The 16409-nt window shown below is 32.9% G+C and carries 13 protein-coding genes; 9 read left to right on the top strand and 4 right to left on the bottom strand.

The features are described from left to right. The first annotated feature begins 83 nt into the window (after positions 1-83). The 4 genes from ABD011_RS09080 to ABD011_RS09095 all read left to right on the top strand — a co-directional run bounded on the left by ABD011_RS09080 (position 84) and on the right by ABD011_RS09095 (position 5722). Positions 84-2489, top strand: a complete 2406-nt coding sequence (locus ABD011_RS09080; protein ID WP_343797632.1) for a glycoside hydrolase family 31 protein — start codon at positions 84-86, stop codon at positions 2487-2489. Positions 2490-2594: 105 nt separating this feature from the next. Further along, the gene (locus ABD011_RS09085; RefSeq protein WP_129760773.1) at positions 2595-3410 is read left to right on the top strand and encodes a M48 family metallopeptidase; all 816 of its coding nucleotides are present in this window, start codon (positions 2595-2597) and stop codon (positions 3408-3410) included. A gap of 75 nt (positions 3411-3485) precedes the next feature. After that, positions 3486-4820, top strand: coding sequence for an MFS transporter (locus ABD011_RS09090; RefSeq protein ID WP_134199994.1), 1335 nt, complete (start codon positions 3486-3488; stop codon positions 4818-4820). Between the two features lie 41 nt (positions 4821-4861). Next, the gene (locus tag ABD011_RS09095; RefSeq protein WP_343797635.1) at positions 4862-5722 is read left to right on the top strand and encodes a hypothetical protein; all 861 of its coding nucleotides are present in this window, start codon (positions 4862-4864) and stop codon (positions 5720-5722) included. An 83-nt stretch (positions 5723-5805) separates the two neighbouring features. On the opposite strand, the gene ABD011_RS09100 is transcribed toward ABD011_RS09095, so the two are convergent. The 4 genes from ABD011_RS09100 to ABD011_RS09115 are packed head-to-tail and all read right to left on the bottom strand — an operon-like array spanning position 5806 to position 8741. Next, on the bottom strand, positions 5806-6516 hold the full coding sequence (locus ABD011_RS09100; protein ID WP_335975257.1) for a head GIN domain-containing protein: 711 nt from the start codon (positions 6514-6516) through the stop codon (positions 5806-5808). A gap of 19 nt (positions 6517-6535) precedes the next feature. Beyond that, the gene (locus ABD011_RS09105) at positions 6536-7630 is read right to left on the bottom strand and encodes a hypothetical protein (protein WP_335975260.1); all 1095 of its coding nucleotides are present in this window, start codon (positions 7628-7630) and stop codon (positions 6536-6538) included. Continuing rightward, entirely contained in the window at positions 7608-8171 is a 564-nt protein-coding gene (locus tag ABD011_RS09110; RefSeq protein WP_343797639.1) for a hypothetical protein, read from the bottom strand. Before ABD011_RS09110 ends, ABD011_RS09105 begins: the two co-directional genes overlap by 23 nt. A 9-nt stretch (positions 8172-8180) precedes the next feature. Next, positions 8181-8741, bottom strand: coding sequence for an RNA polymerase sigma factor (locus tag ABD011_RS09115; protein ID WP_343797641.1), 561 nt, complete (start codon positions 8739-8741; stop codon positions 8181-8183). 231 nt (positions 8742-8972) lie between these two features. On the opposite strand from ABD011_RS09115, the gene lon reads away from it, so the two are divergent. From lon to ABD011_RS09140, 5 genes are all read left to right on the top strand, one after another. Further along, entirely contained in the window at positions 8973-11423 is a 2451-nt protein-coding gene (lon, locus tag ABD011_RS09120) for an endopeptidase La (RefSeq protein ID WP_343797643.1), read from the top strand. A 96-nt stretch (positions 11424-11519) separates the two neighbouring features. Beyond that, a complete protein-coding gene (porQ, locus tag ABD011_RS09125; RefSeq protein WP_343797645.1) occupies positions 11520-12539 on the top strand; it encodes a type IX secretion system protein PorQ in 1020 nt (339 codons plus the stop codon). After that, positions 12539-13234, top strand: a complete 696-nt coding sequence (gene cmk / locus ABD011_RS09130) for a (d)CMP kinase (protein ID WP_343797647.1) — start codon at positions 12539-12541, stop codon at positions 13232-13234. The genes porQ and cmk overlap by 1 nt, the downstream gene beginning before the upstream one ends. A gap of 199 nt (positions 13235-13433) precedes the next feature. Continuing rightward, positions 13434-15269, top strand: a complete 1836-nt coding sequence (gene rpsA / locus ABD011_RS09135) for a 30S ribosomal protein S1 (RefSeq protein WP_343797649.1) — start codon at positions 13434-13436, stop codon at positions 15267-15269. A 299-nt stretch (positions 15270-15568) separates the two neighbouring features. Next, positions 15569-16315 (top strand): T9SS type A sorting domain-containing protein, encoded by a 747-nt coding sequence (locus ABD011_RS09140; RefSeq protein ID WP_343797651.1) that lies wholly within the window; start codon positions 15569-15571, stop codon positions 16313-16315. Positions 16316-16409 lie beyond the last annotated feature (94 nt).

Genomic DNA, 16409 nt, shown 5'->3' on the forward strand with positions numbered 1-16409 from the left:
GTTATAGTTAATAATTCTTATAAACTAATGTTTTATATGTGGTAACTTATACGTTTTTTTGTTATGTATATTAACCTTGACTTATGATTGTAAATACTGAATTAGAATATAAAGGAAACTTATTTCCTTCAAAAATTGTTTCGTATAGCAAAGATGTTGATACCTTGTATTTTAAAACCGATAATGATGTTGTTTTAGAATTAACAGTGGTTAGAGATAGTGTGTTGAGATTTAGGTTTACAACAACAGGCAATTTTGAAAACGATTTTTCCTATGCAATAACCAAATATGCAAGTAGAGGATATAATAAACTTGAGATTGAAGAGCAAGAAGAAGTTTATAAAGTCACAACTTCAAAACTAATTTGTGAAATTTCAAAACTAGACCTTAGAGTGTCGTTGTTTGATGCTATTGATGGAAGTTTGATAAACGAAGACGAATTAGGGTTTCATTGGGAAGAAAGCTATGAGTTTGGAGGCAATATTGTAAAAATGAGCAAAGCCTCTCATGATGGTGAAAGTTACTTTGGTCTTGGAGATAAACCTGCAAAGCTTAACCTTAAAGGAAAACGCTTTGAAAACTGGGTAACCGATTCTTACGCTTATGGTAAAAATACAGACCCAATCTATAAAACAATACCGTTTTATACAGCATTGCACAATAAAAAAGCCTACGGAATTTTCTTTGACAATACCTTTAGGTCATTTTTTGACTTTGCTAATGAAAGACGCAACGTCACTAGTTTTTGGGCTCAAGGAGGCGAAATGAACTACTATTTCATTTATGGTCCTCAAATGAGCGATGTAGTTGCTAATTATACAGATTTAACAGGAAAACCACATCAATTGCCACCACTTTGGGCATTAGGTTTTCACCAATGTAAATGGAGCTATTATCCAGAAAGTAAGGTAAAAGAAATCACTCAAAAATTTAGAGAGTTAAGAATACCATGTGATGCCATCTATTTAGATATTGATTATATGGATGGTTTTAGGTGTTTTACTTGGAATAAAGACTATTTTCCTGATCCTAAGAGAATGGTTAAAGAACTATCAGACGATGGTTTTAAAACTGTGGTTATCATTGATCCAGGAATTAAAATAGATATGGAATACAGTGTGTTTAAAGAAGCTTTAGATAAAGATTACTTCTGTAAACGTGCTGATGGACCATACATGAAAGGTAAAGTATGGCCTGGGGAATGTTATTTCCCTGATTTTACAAATCCTGAAGTTAGAGAATGGTGGTCAGGTTTATTCAAAGAGCTTGTTGAAGACATTGGTGTAAAAGGAGTTTGGAACGATATGAACGAGCCTGCAGTTATGGAAGTTCCTAATAAAACTTTCCCTAATGATGTAAGACACGATTATGATGGTAACCCTTGTAGCCACAGAAAAGCGCATAACATTTATGGTATGCAAATGGCGAGAGCTACATATCAAGGATTAAAAAAGTACTCTTATCCAAAACGACCATTTGTAATTACAAGAGCAGCCTATTCAGGAACTCAAAGATATACATCAACTTGGACAGGTGATAACGTTGCAACATGGGAGCATTTATGGATAGCAAACATACAAGCACAACGTATGGCAATGTCTGGTTTTTCATTTGCTGGTAGCGATATAGGAGGATTTGCTGAACAGCCCCAAGGTGAGCTTTTTACTCGTTGGATTCAGTTAGGAGTATTTCATCCATTTTGTAGAGTACATTCTTCTGGTGATCATGGCGATCAAGAACCATGGGCTTTTGATGAAGACGTAACAGATATTGTCAGAAAGTTTATTGAACTTCGCTACCAATTACTTCCATATTTATATACTACATTTTGGCAGTATGTTGAAGAAGGTATTCCAATGTTAAAATCATTAATGTTGTTTGATCAAGAAGACGTTCACACACATTACAGAAATGACGAGTTTATTTTTGGTGAAAAAATATTGGTTTGTCCAATTTTAGAACAAAATGCAAGAGGCAGACGCATGTTTGTACCTAGAGGAAAATGGTTCAATTTCTGGACAAATGAAATTGTTAATGGAGGAAAGGAAATGTGGGTTGATGCTGATATTGATAGTATGCCAATTTTTGTGAAAGAAGGTGCAATTATTCCAAAATATCCTGTTCAGCAATATGTAGATGAAAAAGAAATAGACCAAGTAGTATTAGATGTATATTACAAAGAAGGTAAAGAAGATTCTCTATTTTACGATGATGCGCATGATGGTTATGACTACATAAAAGGACGTTATAGTTTTAGAACGTTTAAGTTAACAGGAAAGCCAAATCAACTTATTATTCAGCAACATAAAGAAGGTAAGTTTACAGCAAACTATCAGCAGTTTTTAGTGAAATTCCATGGATTACCATTTAAGGTCTCTAGTATCCAAATTGATAATGTCGATATTCCATTAGCTAATGTTAAGATGAATGGAGACAATAGTATGATAGTTGATAAAGATTTTACTCAACTTCACTTAGTGGGCGAATAAGAACTAAACTGTAAGTTAATTGTGACAATTTATGATGTTATGTGTCATAATTGTATGGAATGATTTTTGTAAATTTATAACTAATAACATTTAACACCATCAATAATGAACTATAGAAAAAGCATCGTTGCATTAGGTACAGTATTACTGTTTTTATCTTGTGCAACAAACCCTTTTACAGGGAAAAAAACAATGGCATTTGTATCTAACGACCAATTGTTTCCATCATCATTTTCGCAATACGATCAATTTTTAACTGAAAACAAAGTAGTTACAGGAACTGCTGATGCTGAAATGATTAAACGTGTTGGTCAACGTATTGCAGTTGCTGCTGAGCGTTGGTTAAATGCTAATGGCTATGAAGGGTATTTAAAAGATTACCAATGGGAATATAATCTAGTTAATGACGAAACTGTAAACGCTTGGTGTATGCCTGGAGGAAAAATTGTATTCTACACAGGTATTTTACCAATAGCAGATGGAGAAACAGGAGTAGCTGCTATTATGGGACATGAGGTATCACACGCTTTAGCAAACCATGGACAACAACGTATGAGTGCTGCATATATACAACAAGGTCTTGCAGTAGCAGGTAATTTTGCTATAAAAGATGAGCAAACCAGAAATATATTTAACCAGTCTTATGGAGTAGGTTCAAATGTATTAGGAATGTTACCTTTTAGCAGAAGTCATGAAACGCAAGCTGATGAGATTGGACAAATGATTATGGCTATTGCAGGTTATAATCCTGATGAATGTGCTGAACTTTGGAAACGCATGCAAGCACAAAGTGGAGGACAAGCACCACCTGAGTTTTTAAGTACGCATCCTTCAAACGAAACTAGAATTGCTAATCTTACAAAGAATGCTGCAAAGGCAAAAGCTGAAGCAAAAAAGTTTGGTGTAACATCGTTTAAATGATAACACCAAATTCTAAAAATATTTGATTACTTTAGAAGCTGTCCTAAAAAGGGCAGCTTTTTATTTTAACTAACTATGGCAGAACTTCAAAAGGGAAGTAAAAAACTTCTTAATGCTTGGGCATTTTATGATTGGGCAAATTCAGTATATACTTTAACTATAGCATCTTCTATTTTTCCATTGTTTTATGGGAGTTTATTTGCAACAAAAACCGAACTAGTTTCGGCATTTGGATATGAATTTAAACAAACCGTTTTAATTGAAATTGTAACAGCCTTTACCTTTCTTGTGGTTGCGTTTTCATCACCAATACTTTCAGGTATTGCCGATTTTGTAGGAAACAAAAAAACGTTCATGAAGTTTTTCTGTTATGTTGGTGGCTTAGGTTGTATAGGCTTGTATTGGTTTAGTAAAGATTTAATTCACGTTAGTTTACTATTCTATTTTATGGGACTTATAGGATATTGGGGAAGTTTGGTGTTTTATAATTCGTACTTACCAGACATCGCGTTCGAAGACCAACAGGATAGCATAAGTGCAAAAGGATTTAGTTTGGGCTACATAGGTAGCGTGTTATTATTAATTCTTAACCTTTTTATGGTTATGTTTCCTGAGTGGTTTGGATTTGATGTTGGTACAACCGAAGAGTCTCGAAATACAGCTTCAATAGAAGCTATGAGAATTTCATTTATAACAGTTGGGTTATGGTGGATTATATTTAGTCAGTACACATTTTACGTATTACCAAAAGGAACATCTAAAGGTCATAAAGTAACCAAAAGTGTAATTTTTAACGGATTTACTGAGCTTAAATCGGTTTGGAAAGAGCTTAAGCAAAACCTAAGATTAAAACGTTATTTGTATGCGTTTTTTGTATTTAGTATGGCTGTACAAACCATTATGTTAATGGCTGTATACTTTGGTGAAAAAGAAATTCTTTGGGCTGATGATAATGAAAAAAGAACAGGATTAATAGTGAGTATACTAGTAATTCAATTAGTAGCTGTATTAGGAGCTGTATTGACTTCGAGGGCATCAAAACGTTTTGGAAACAAATACACGCTAATTGTAATTAATGCTATATGGATGCTTTTATGTGTTTGTGCTTACTTTGTAACATTGCCAATACACTTTTATGTTACTGCTGCTTTTGTAGGTTTGGTAATGGGAGGAATACAAGCTTTGGCTCGTTCTACGTATTCAAAATATTTACCTGAAACTGAAGATTCAACCTCATATTTTAGTTTTTATGATGTAGCTGAAAAAATAGGAATCGTTATAGGTATGGCTATTTTTGCTATTGTTGACCACATAAGTACAATGCGAAATGCTATTGTATTTTTATTTCTGTTTTTCTTATTTGGAATAATTTTATTGTTCAGAGTGCCTAAATCTAATCCTGAAAATTAATTAAAAGTATTATGTTTGTAAAAATTCAACTCAAAACTATTATGAAAAAACTCAGTTTTTTATTTTCTCTATTTATTCTTTTATCAGCATTTACTTGCGAAAACGAACCATTAGATAGTGAAATAGATACATCAAACTCAGGAAATTTAAATTGTGAAGCTGCAGCACAAGAAGTGGCTACAGCTGCTTTAGCTTTTGTTTCGGTTACTGATGATAACTATACTCAATTGTGTTCTGCGTACAAAACCGCATTAGAAAACTTATTAGCTGCTTGTGGTGATCCTGATGGAAGCATTCAATCTAGTATCGACGCTTTAGGAGATTGTTCTGACCCTAACGGATTTGATGATTGTGAAGCTTTAGCGAACGCAACTAACTTAGCTGAGGTAAACTTTAATAATGCAACTGATGATAATTATGCTGATTATTGTAATGCTTACAAATTGGCTTTAGAAAACCAAATTGCCGAATGTGGAGATAACGACGGAAGCTTACAAGCGATTGTTGATGATTTAGGCGAATGTGTTGTAAATGTTGAAAACCCTGATCAAGAACTAAGCCTTTTTGCAGGTACAGCTCCAATTGATTTTGAAGATATTAGTGTAGCTGTTGAAAACGGAATGGTAAAAGTTACAGGAGTAGATACATCTCCAGGATCTGTATATTCAATTTATTTTGAAGTACCTGTTGATGCTACAGGAGAAGGTTTAATTAATGATACTTTTGAATTAACATTAACATCAGTATTTTATCCTTCAGAATTAGGACCTCCATTTGATTTTGTATCAAATATAACAGTTAATGAAGCTGGAAATTTAGTTGGTTCTTTTGGAGGAGTAGTTACCAATGCAGATGGAGGAGACCTTAGTATTACTTCAGGTGTTATTAATATTACGTATTAAGAAATATAAACGATAAAAATAAAAAGCCACTCTTCCTAAGTAATGGGATTGAGTGGCTTTTTTAATTGATTGATGAAATTATTTTAGTTGCTAATACTTCCTGAGCCTGCAACTTTAGTGTCTTCAGTTTTTGGGTTGCCTCTATATTCTATATCACCAGAACCTGCAACTCTTGCTTTTAAACTTATATTACTCACAACTTCTGCATCACCAGAACCTGCTACAGCTACATTTGTGTGGTTTGACTGCAAATTAAAACCATGAAAATCTCCTGATCCTGAAACTTTAGCTTCTAACTCATTGGTGTTTCCTTTAAGCGTTAAATCGCCAGAGCCAGCTAGTTTTCCAACTATAGAAGAAGCCTCTACGTTAAGTACTACATCACCAGAACCAGCTAAAGCTACGTCGAGGTTTGTAGAGGTAATTTTATCTTCGTTCCAAAGGTCTCCAGAACCAGCAAGCGATACATTATTGATATCTTTAAACGGAATGGTAATTTTAATTGTTTTCCCTTTACTTGTTCTAAGGTTAACATTGTTTTCGGTTTTAACGATAAGGTTTCCACCTTTAACTTCGGTAACTATATATTCTAAAAGGTTTTCTTCTCCTTCGATAGTTATGTTACCTTCAGTTCCTGCTACCAAAATGTAATCAAACGACCCAGCACATTTTATACCATCATAGTCTGATGTTGATCTGGTAATAGTGGTCATGTTTCCATTTCCTTTTATTTTTTGTGCGTTTGCAATAAACGAACATGCTAAAAAGGCTAAAAATAAGATTGATTTTTTCATTGTTTGTTGTGTTTTTTGATTAATTCTCTTTTAGTGTTACACTTCCATAATCTGAAGTGATTTTAATGTTGTTTCCGCTATTAGGACTTCCTTTATGTCCTAAGTAATACTTGTCAGTAGATTCTATTCGTTTTTTAGAAATTTCAACAGCATCATCAATTTTTAGGGATGCATACTCTAAATCAATTTCAAAATTAAAGTTGTATCCAGGATCGTAGCCAATTGTAATTCCAACGTAATCTGACTCTATCAATACATTTCCTGCATTTGCAGCCATTTTAGCAATTTTTATAGAACCATAATCAGCATTCAATTTTACATTTTTATAAATGTTGCCAAGTCTTTGAGTAAGGTAATCTCCTTTGCCATTTACGTTGTTTGCGTTATTAATGGTAATTGAACCATAGTCACAATTGTAACTTACATTTTCAGCAACTTCAATTGTAGAGTCTGTATAGTCTGCCGAAATTTCAAGATTTTTGGTTTTTGCAACAGTATAACCACTGTAATCAGCATTGATTTTACCACTTTTTATATACTCAAAGTAGCAGTTTTTAGTATAGTCAAAGCTTAGTATATTGTTGTCAGACATTAATTCTTTTGTGGTAATCTTTCCGTAATCGCATCTTATTATAGCGCTTCCTTCTAGCTTATCAAGTGTAATGCTACCATAGTCGTTGTTTAAATCGACATTGTTAGTAATAGGAAGGTTGACGATGTAATTAATTTCCATATTAATATTGTTACCTTTTCCCCAATTCCACCAAGACTTTGATTTGTTTTTATTGAAAATGGTTTTTGCTTCAACTTCGTTTGATGTTGCGTTAAATTCAACAGTAATTTCATCAAGCTTTTTTTGAACTTCGTCTAAATCATTTCCGTTGGTTTTTATAACCACTTCAATAGATGTCGTGTTGCCCTCATAGGTAGCTACATTAATATTACCATAGCTATTTTTTATTCTTAATAGAGCATCACTGTTAACAGTAAACTCTTTTTTAATGGTTTTTTCTTTAGTGTGTTTGCCTTTTAAGCTTGTTCCACCAGCTATAGCAGATAGTGGCATCACTAAAACCAAGGTTAAAAACAGGTTATATAGTATTTTTGATTTCATTATTTTGTTGCTTTAATTGTTTAACTTGTTCTATGTTTTCTAGTACTGATTGTAATACGTCAATTCTGGTTTGAAAATTTGAGATCATAGCATAAATAACTCGTTTGTCATCTCCACTTTCGGTAAGGTCAACTTTTAGTAATTCGTATTCTTTTTCTAAAATGTTTAACTGCTTTAAAGCATCGTCAACCAAAACTTTGGTTTCAGGAGAACGCTCATCTTTAAGTAATGCTAATTCTTTGTTTATAGCTGTTGTAAAGAAATCTTGAGTTTTTGATAACTCTGGAGACACACTAGCTAAATCTTTTACTTCAGGTTCTTGCTGAGTAATAGTAAAAAGACTTAAACATAGTATTACTGATGCAGCAACAGCCATTAAAGGTTTCCAAATGTTTTTACCTTTGGATTGAACCGTTGTTACTTTAGTATCTTGAGTTTTTAATTTACTCAAAAAACGATCTTGATGACCTATAGATGGAGTTTCAATGTCAAATTGACCATCTAGCTTTTCAAACAAATTCTTTAAGTTATCTTTTTCCATATCGTTTACTTATAATTCCGCTAATGGCTGAAGTTTTTGCCTCAAACTCTCTTTAGCTCTAGATATCATTGTTCTGCAATTAGCGTGTGATATATTCATGATTTCCGAAATTTCTTCATAATCATAACCTTCAATTAAATGCAGTGTTAAGCTAACTTGGTAATTTTCTTTAAGCTGCTTCATACTCTGCATAACTTGGGTTGCTTTTAGATTGGTAAATTCATAATCTTCGGCAATCCCTTGCTCATCTTCAATTTTATACATTACATTATCTAAAGGAACATCACTGTATTTACTGTTTTTATTATAATGGTAAATACTATTGTTTACTACAATTCGTTTTAACCATGATCCAAAAGTCGACTCGTTTTTTAAGCTGTCTAATTTTGTAAAAGCGGTTAAAAAAGAATCTTGCATGATATCTTCAGCTTCAAAGCTGTCTTTTACAATTCGGTATGCAGTATTATACATAGCTTTGTAATACCGGTTGTAGACTTCCATTTGCGCGTTTTGGTTGCCTAATTTACATAGCTGTAGTAGCTGCTCTATATTTTGATTGGTTAGTGTCAAAAAACAAATGCTTTAGTATAAAGATGTATGTGTTTTTAATTTGTTACACTTTAATTGAAAAAAGTTTTTACTGTGATATTTTGGTAATGGCATAACTATTGAAATTATATAAAGGTAAATAACTTTGTTGATATGTTAAATTGTTGATTATCAGCATTTGTTTTGAATATTTAATGATTAATTAAAATGCATTTTGTTGTTTATAATGACAGAATGACCTACAAAAGATATATGGCAAAATCTAATTTTTTAAGTCTTGACAGTTTGTCATTACAGGATTTCGATGAAAATTCAGAGTTAATCCCGCTAATGACACCTGAAGATGAAGCAGAAATAAATAATGAAGCACTACCTGAAACATTACCAATATTACCTTTGCGTAATACAGTGTTGTTTCCTGGAGTGGTTATTCCAATTACAGCAGGTAGAGACAAGTCTATAAAGCTTATTAACGATGCTAATAAAAGTAGTAAGGTAATAGGTGTGGTTTCTCAAATAGATGAAACTATAGAAAATCCAACAGGAAACGACATTTATAAAAAAGGAACAGTAGCTAAAATCCTTAAAGTTTTAAAAATGCCTGATGGTAATACTACTATTATTATACAAGGTAAAAGACGTTTTGAGATTGATACAATAGTTTCTGAAAAACCTTATATAACAGCAACTATCAAAGATGTGGCAGAAGCTAAACCAGCTGTTGATAACGAGGAGTTTTCGGCAATAATAGATTCTATAAAAGAATTGTCGCTTCAAATCATTAAGGAAAGCCCAAACATTCCTACCGAAGCTACTTTTGCAATTAAAAACATTGAAAGCAATTCGTTTCTGGTAAATTTCGTGTCTTCAAACATGAATCTTACAGTAAAGGAAAAACAAGAGCTTTTAGAGATAAACGATTTAAAAGAGCGTGCGTTAACGACTTTAAAGTATATGAATGTTGAGTTCCAAAAACTGGAGCTTAAAAACGACATTCAGTCTAAAGTACAAAGCGACATGAGCCAACAGCAACGTGAGTACTTTTTGCATCAACAAATGAAAACCATTCAAGAAGAACTTGGAGGCGTTTCGTATGAAGAGGAAGTAGAAGAGATGCGCCAACGTGCTAAGGATAAAGTTTGGGATGAAAAAGTAGGCGAGCATTTTGATAAAGAATTATCTAAATTACAGCGAATGAATCCGCAAGTTGCAGAGTATTCTATTCAACGTAATTACTTAGACTTATTTTTAGATTTACCTTGGAATGAGTTTAGTGACGATAACTTCGATTTAAAACACGCTAAAAAAGTTTTAGACCGAGACCATTATGGATTAGATGACGTAAAACGTCGAATTATTGAATATTTGGCAGTTTTAAAATTGCGTAATGATATGAAATCTCCAATCCTTTGTCTTTATGGACCTCCAGGAGTTGGTAAAACGTCTTTAGGAAAGTCTATTGCTGAAGCTTTAGGGAGAGAGTATGTAAGAATGTCATTAGGAGGTTTACGAGATGAAGCTGAAATTAGAGGACATCGTAAAACCTATATTGGTGCAATGCCTGGACGAATTCTTCAAAGTCTTAAAAAGGCAGGAACATCTAATCCAGTATTTGTGTTAGATGAGATAGATAAACTGTCTAATTCGCATCAAGGCGATCCTTCATCTGCAATGTTAGAAGTGTTAGATCCTGAGCAAAACAGTGAGTTTTATGATAACTTCTTAGAAATGGGATTTGACCTTTCTAAAGTGATGTTTATTGCAACCTCTAATAGTTTAAATACCATTCAGCCTGCTTTAAGAGACAGAATGGAAATTATAAATGTAAGCGGTTATACTATTGAAGAAAAAGTTGAAATAGCTAAAAGACATTTGCTACCAAAACAACTTGAAGAACATGGTTTAAAGTCTAAAGACCTTAAAATAGCAAAACCACAATTAGAAAAAATAGTAGAAGGTTATACTAGAGAGTCTGGTGTTAGAGGGTTGGAAAAGCAAGTAGCAAAAATGGTGCGTTACGCAGCAAAAAACATTGCTATGGAAGAGGAGTACAATGTAAAAGTGAGTAATGATGATATTATAGAAGTACTTGGAGCACCAAAGCTAGAACGCGATAAATATGAGAATAATAATGTAGCAGGAGTTGTTACAGGGTTAGCTTGGACTAGAGTAGGAGGCGATATTCTGTTTATAGAATCAATACTTTCTAAAGGAAAAGGTAATTTAACTATTACTGGTAACTTAGGAAAGGTAATGAAAGAGTCTGCTACCATTGCTATGGAATATATTAAATCGCATGCTGATGAGTTTGGTATAAACCCAGAAGTGTTTGATAAATATAACGTACACATTCACGTACCTGAAGGAGCTACTCCTAAAGATGGTCCAAGTGCAGGTGTAACTATGTTAACCTCTTTGGTGTCTTTATTTACGCAACGTAAAGTTAAAAGTAGTTTAGCGATGACAGGTGAGATTACACTTCGTGGAAAAGTGTTACCTGTTGGTGGTATTAAAGAAAAAATATTGGCTGCTAAACGTGCTCGAATAAAAGAAATCTTACTTTGTGAAGACAACAAGCGTGATATAGACGAAATAAAGCCTGAATATTTAAAAGGTCTCAAATTTCACTATGTTACCGATATGAGCGATGTTTTAAAGCTTGCACTCACTAACCAAAAGGTTAAAAATGCAAAGACCTTATAAGTTTAAACCTCAACAATTTGTTGAGGTTTTTTTATAGCATAAAAATAAAACAATGATGTCTTCGTTTTAAGATAGATTTGTTTACTTTGCAGACTTATGCTAAAGAGGGTTTTTATTTTTTTATTTTGCATTGTCACTTCATCAATTTATGCTCAAGTTGGTGGAGAGTCTACGTACCAGTTTTTAAATTTGGTATCATCTCCTCGTCAAGCTGCATTAGGAGGTAAAGTGCTTACCAATTATGATTATGATGTAACCAGTCCTTTATACAATCCTGCAACTATTAATGATGAAATGGATAACCAGTTAGCACTTAATTATTCAAGCTATTTGGGAGGTATTAGTTATGGTACTGCTGCTTATGCATATACTTGGGATAGACGAGTGCAAACATTTCATATTGGGATGACCTATATTAATTATGGTAGTTTTGATGGTTATGATATCAACGGAGTATCTACAGGTTCTTTTACAGGAAATGAAGCTGCTTTATCTTTAGGTTATGCAAAGCAAATAGGGTTTTCCGATTTTTATGCAGGAGCAAACCTTAAAATCATCACTTCAAAATTGGAACAATACAACTCTATTGGAGGTGCATTGGATTTAGGAATAATGTATATAAATGAAAGATTAGATTTTCATGCAGCATTAACCGTTAGAAATCTTGGAGCGCAGCTTAAAACTTATGCAGGTTTAAATGAGAGTTTACCTTTAGAAATCAATTTTGGTATGTCGCAAACTTTAGAGAACGTACCAATTAGATGGCACTTAACCTTAGAAAATCTACAAGAGTGGCCAATTGGTTTTTCTAATCCTGCAAGAGCAACCACAGACCTTGATGGCGAACAAACTCAAGAAAAAGTAGGGTTTTTAAATGAAGTACTGCGTCATACAATATTAGGAGCAGAGTTATTTCCTGATAGAGGGTTTAATGTTCGATTAGGATATAACTTTAGAAGATCAGAAGAATTAAGAATTGTTGACCAACGTAACTTTTCAGGATTATCTTTTGGAGTTGGAATAAAACTTAACAAAATGCGATTCAGTTATACGCATGCAAGATATACAGGAGCTTCAAACACAAGTTTCTTTGGGTTACAAATAGATTTGAGATAATGCAAAACATTACTATTGCTATAGACGGATTTTCCTCAACAGGAAAAAGTACAGTTGCTAAACAATTAGCAAAAGCTTTAAGCTATGTGTATGTAGATACAGGAGCTATGTATAGAGCTGTAACTTTATATGCGATGCAAAATAACTTTATAGCGCAAGACTGTTTTGATACAGAAGCATTAATCAATCAATTAGATGATATAAATATCTCATTTAAGTTTAATGAAACGCTAGGTTTTGCTGAGGTCTATTTAAATTCTGTAAATGTTGAAAAGCAGATTAGAACATTAGAAGTTTCAAAATTTGTAAGTCAAGTAGCAACGGTTCCTGAAGTTCGTAGGCAATTGGTAAAACAGCAACAACAAATGGGAAAAGACAAAGGTGTTGTTATGGACGGTAGAGATATTGGTACAGTTGTTTTTCCTGATGCAGAACTTAAATTGTTTATGACAGCATCTGCAAATACAAGAGCAGTAAGACGTTATGAAGAATTAAAAGAACGCGGTGACGATGTGAGTTTTGAAGACGTTTTAAAAAATGTTGAAACCAGAGATAGGATAGATTCCACCAGAAAAGACTCTCCACTTACCAAAGCTGTAGACGCTATAGAAATAGACAATTCAAATCTAACATTAGATGAGCAATTTGAGACCATTTTGCAACTAGCAAAACAAACCATTGCTAAAAACGCATAAGCACTTATTACGCGTTAAAAACCAATAATTTATACTTCAATTATTTATTTGGTATTACAATAAATAAATTGTATTTTTGCACTCCTTTTTAGCGAGTTGAAAAAGATAGGAAGGAAACAAACAAAACAAACAATAACACTTCTGTGTGTGTTCGCATAAATCTTTTTAAACATACAGAATACAAATTAATTATCAGCACATGGCTGAAAAACAAGCAAAACAAGCAGAAGTTGAAGCAACTGAAGCAGTAGCAGCTAAAGCTCCAGTAGTATCTGAAGCACAAGCAAATCCTGAAAAATTCTTAAAAGAGTTTAACTGGCACAATTACGAAGAAGGAATTGACCAAGTTGACGACAAGCAATTAGAAGAATTTGAAAAATTAGTATCTGAAAATTTCGTAGATACTTTAGATGATGAAGTAGTAGAAGGAGAAGTAATCCACATTACTGATCGTGATGCTATCATCGACATCAACGCAAAATCTGAAGGTGTAATCTCATTAAATGAGTTCCGTTACAACCCAAATTTAAAAGTTGGTGATAAGGTAGAAGTATTAATTGACGTTCGTGAAGACACAACAGGACAATTAGTATTATCTCACCGTAAAGCTCGTGTTATCAAAGCATGGGATCGTGTAAACAATGCACATGACACTGGTGAAATCGTAAACGGTTTTGTAAAATGTAGAACTAAAGGTGGTATGATCGTTGACGTATTTGGTATTGAAGCATTCTTACCAGGTTCTCAAATTGATGTAAAACCAATTAGAGATTACGACCAGTACGTAAATAAAACTATGGAATTTAAAGTTGTAAAAATCAACCACGAATTCAAAAACATAGTAGTATCTCACAAAGCTCTTATTGAAGCTGATATTGAAGAACAAAAGAAAGAAATCATTGGTCAATTAGAAAAAGGACAAGTATTAGAAGGTGTTGTTAAAAACATTACTTCATACGGTGTGTTTATTGATCTTGGTGGTGTTGATGGATTAATCCACATTACTGATCTTTCTTGGTCTCGTATCAACCATCCAAATGAGATTGTTGAATTAGACCAAAAACTTAACGTTGTAATTTTAGATTTCGATGAAGATAAATCTAGAATCCAATTAGGTTTAAAACAATTAAGCAAGCATCCTTGGGAAGCACTTGGTGAAACTGTAAAAGTAGGTGACAAAGTAAAAGGTAAAGTTGTTGTAATTGCTGATTACGGTGCATTTATTGAAGTAGAAGAAGGTGTTGAAGGATTAGTTCACGTATCTGAAATGTCATGGTCAACACATTTACGTTCAGCTCAAGATTTCGTATCTGTAGGAGACGAAATTGAAGCAGTTATCTTAACTCTTGATAGAGAAGATCGTAAAATGTCACTTGGAATTAAGCAATTAACTCCAGATCCATGGACTGACATTACAGGAAAATACCCTGTAGGTTCTACACACACTGGTATTGTACGTAACTTTACAAACTTTGGTGTATTTGTTGAATTAGAAGAAGGTATCGACGGATTAATTTATATCTCTGATTTATCTTGGACTAAGAAAATTAAACACCCAAGCGAGTTCTGTAACGTAGGAGACAAGTTAGAAGTTGTTGTTCTTGAGTTAGACGTAGAAGGACGTAAATTATCTTTAGGTCACAAACAAACTACTGATAACCCATGGGATAAGTATGAGACTGAGTTTGCTTTAGATACAACTCACACTGCTGAAATTTCTGAAATCGTTGACAAAGGTGCAACTATTGAGTTTAACGAAGATATCGTTGCTTTTGTTCCTTCTCGTCACTTAGAGAAAGAAGATGGTAAGAAACTTAAGAAAGGTGAAGAAGCTGAATTCAAAATCATTGAGTTCAATAAAGAATTCAAGAGAGTAGTTGCTTCTCATACAGCAATCTTTAAAGAAGAAGAAATAGCAAACGTAAAAGCTGCTGCTAAAAAAGCAGAAGCTCAAGCTGCTGAAGCAAAACCTACTTTAGGTGATGCTAACGACGCGTTGCAAGCTCTTAAAGATAAAATGGACGGGAAGAAGTAATATTTGACCCAAAACCAATTTTTTAAAAAGCCTTACAGTTTCTGTAAGGCTTTTTTATGTTCTTCATATTAAATGTTAAAATTTTATGCATTTCACATAATATCTAATTAAATTATTGTTGTTTGTGTTTTTATTTGTTAAATTAATAGTAAATAATTATCAAAATAGTAATTTTAATGATTATTTGTTAAAATAGGTTTTAAAATTTTTCATAATTATAGAGTGCACTTTGTAATTAGACAAGATATAGTTCAATCAAGAACAAAGCAGTCTTTTTATTAACCCTAAATTTTTATATTATGAAAAAAAATGTACTTTTTTTAACCGGATTTTTGATGGCTACCATCTTAGTAGCTCAAAATGGAAACACGATTAACGATGCTATAGAAGTAGATGGAACTGCTGTAGCTGTAAATGTTTTAGATTTTAACTCAGCTACTCCTTCGGGATTAAATCCTGTATGTGGAGCTACTGATGATGTGTTTTATATGCATGAAGTCTCAGGAGGAGATAACAAAGTTACAATTGGTATGGTAAGCGCTGGTGTTTCCTTAATAACTAGTGTTGATTATCAAATTTTATTAGCACCATCAGGAGATATTGGAAATCTCCAAGAAATAGGATGTGATTCTTACGGAGTTTTATTGGTTGTTGGAGGTAGCTTTGAAGTTGTTATCAATAATATTAACCCAGGTGATGTTTACTATTTAAGAGTGTATAAAACTTCAGGACTTGGAGGTGTTTTAACCAATCTTTTAAATGGAACATCAATTACCATGGTTAGTGAGTATGATAGTACTTTAGGTTTAGAAAGCGCAAATCAACAAGACTTTAAAGTTCTAGTAAAGGACAATAAAATAGATTTATTAAACAATACCGATTTTTTTGAATTTAGTATTTATGGATTAGACGGTAAGCAATTAGCTAAAGGAGATTCAAGTGATGTTTTACAATCTATTGACACATCTTATTTAAACAAAGGAGTTTATGTTTTAAACTTATACAATAATAAAAACAGTGAGTCTGTCAAGTTTGTTAGATATTAATTTATTTTGACAACTAAAAAAAGAAGCCTTAAATAGGCTTCTTTTTACTTTTTTAGAGTTTATATAAACTGCGTAAAAATTTTGCATTATCTTT

Origin of the sequence: Gaetbulibacter jejuensis (genome assembly GCF_039524015.1) — a bacterium.
Classification (GTDB): Bacteria; Bacteroidota; Bacteroidia; order Flavobacteriales; family Flavobacteriaceae; genus Gaetbulibacter_B; species Gaetbulibacter_B jejuensis.

Bases quoted from the DNA above. Each gene is read 5' to 3' on its own strand.
- ABD011_RS09080 (WP_343797632.1), top strand. From the start codon at position 84: ATGATTGTAAATACTGAATTAGAATATAAAGGAAACTTATTTCCTTCA.
- ABD011_RS09085 (WP_129760773.1), top strand. From the start codon at position 2,595: ATGAACTATAGAAAAAGCATCGTTGCATTAGGTACAGTATTACTGTTT.
- ABD011_RS09090 (WP_134199994.1), top strand. From the start codon at position 3,486: ATGGCAGAACTTCAAAAGGGAAGTAAAAAACTTCTTAATGCTTGGGCA.
- ABD011_RS09095 (WP_343797635.1), top strand. From the start codon at position 4,862: ATGAAAAAACTCAGTTTTTTATTTTCTCTATTTATTCTTTTATCAGCA.
- ABD011_RS09100 (WP_335975257.1), bottom strand. From the start codon at position 6,516: ATGAAAAAATCAATCTTATTTTTAGCCTTTTTAGCATGTTCGTTTATT.
- ABD011_RS09105 (WP_335975260.1), bottom strand. From the start codon at position 7,630: ATGAAATCAAAAATACTATATAACCTGTTTTTAACCTTGGTTTTAGTG.
- ABD011_RS09110 (WP_343797639.1), bottom strand. From the start codon at position 8,171: ATGGAAAAAGATAACTTAAAGAATTTGTTTGAAAAGCTAGATGGTCAA.
- lon (WP_343797643.1), top strand. From the start codon at position 8,973: ATGGCAAAATCTAATTTTTTAAGTCTTGACAGTTTGTCATTACAGGAT.
- porQ (WP_343797645.1), top strand. From the start codon at position 11,520: ATGCTAAAGAGGGTTTTTATTTTTTTATTTTGCATTGTCACTTCATCA.
- cmk (WP_343797647.1), top strand. From the start codon at position 12,539: ATGCAAAACATTACTATTGCTATAGACGGATTTTCCTCAACAGGAAAA.
- rpsA (WP_343797649.1), top strand. From the start codon at position 13,434: ATGGCTGAAAAACAAGCAAAACAAGCAGAAGTTGAAGCAACTGAAGCA.
- ABD011_RS09140 (WP_343797651.1), top strand. From the start codon at position 15,569: ATGAAAAAAAATGTACTTTTTTTAACCGGATTTTTGATGGCTACCATC.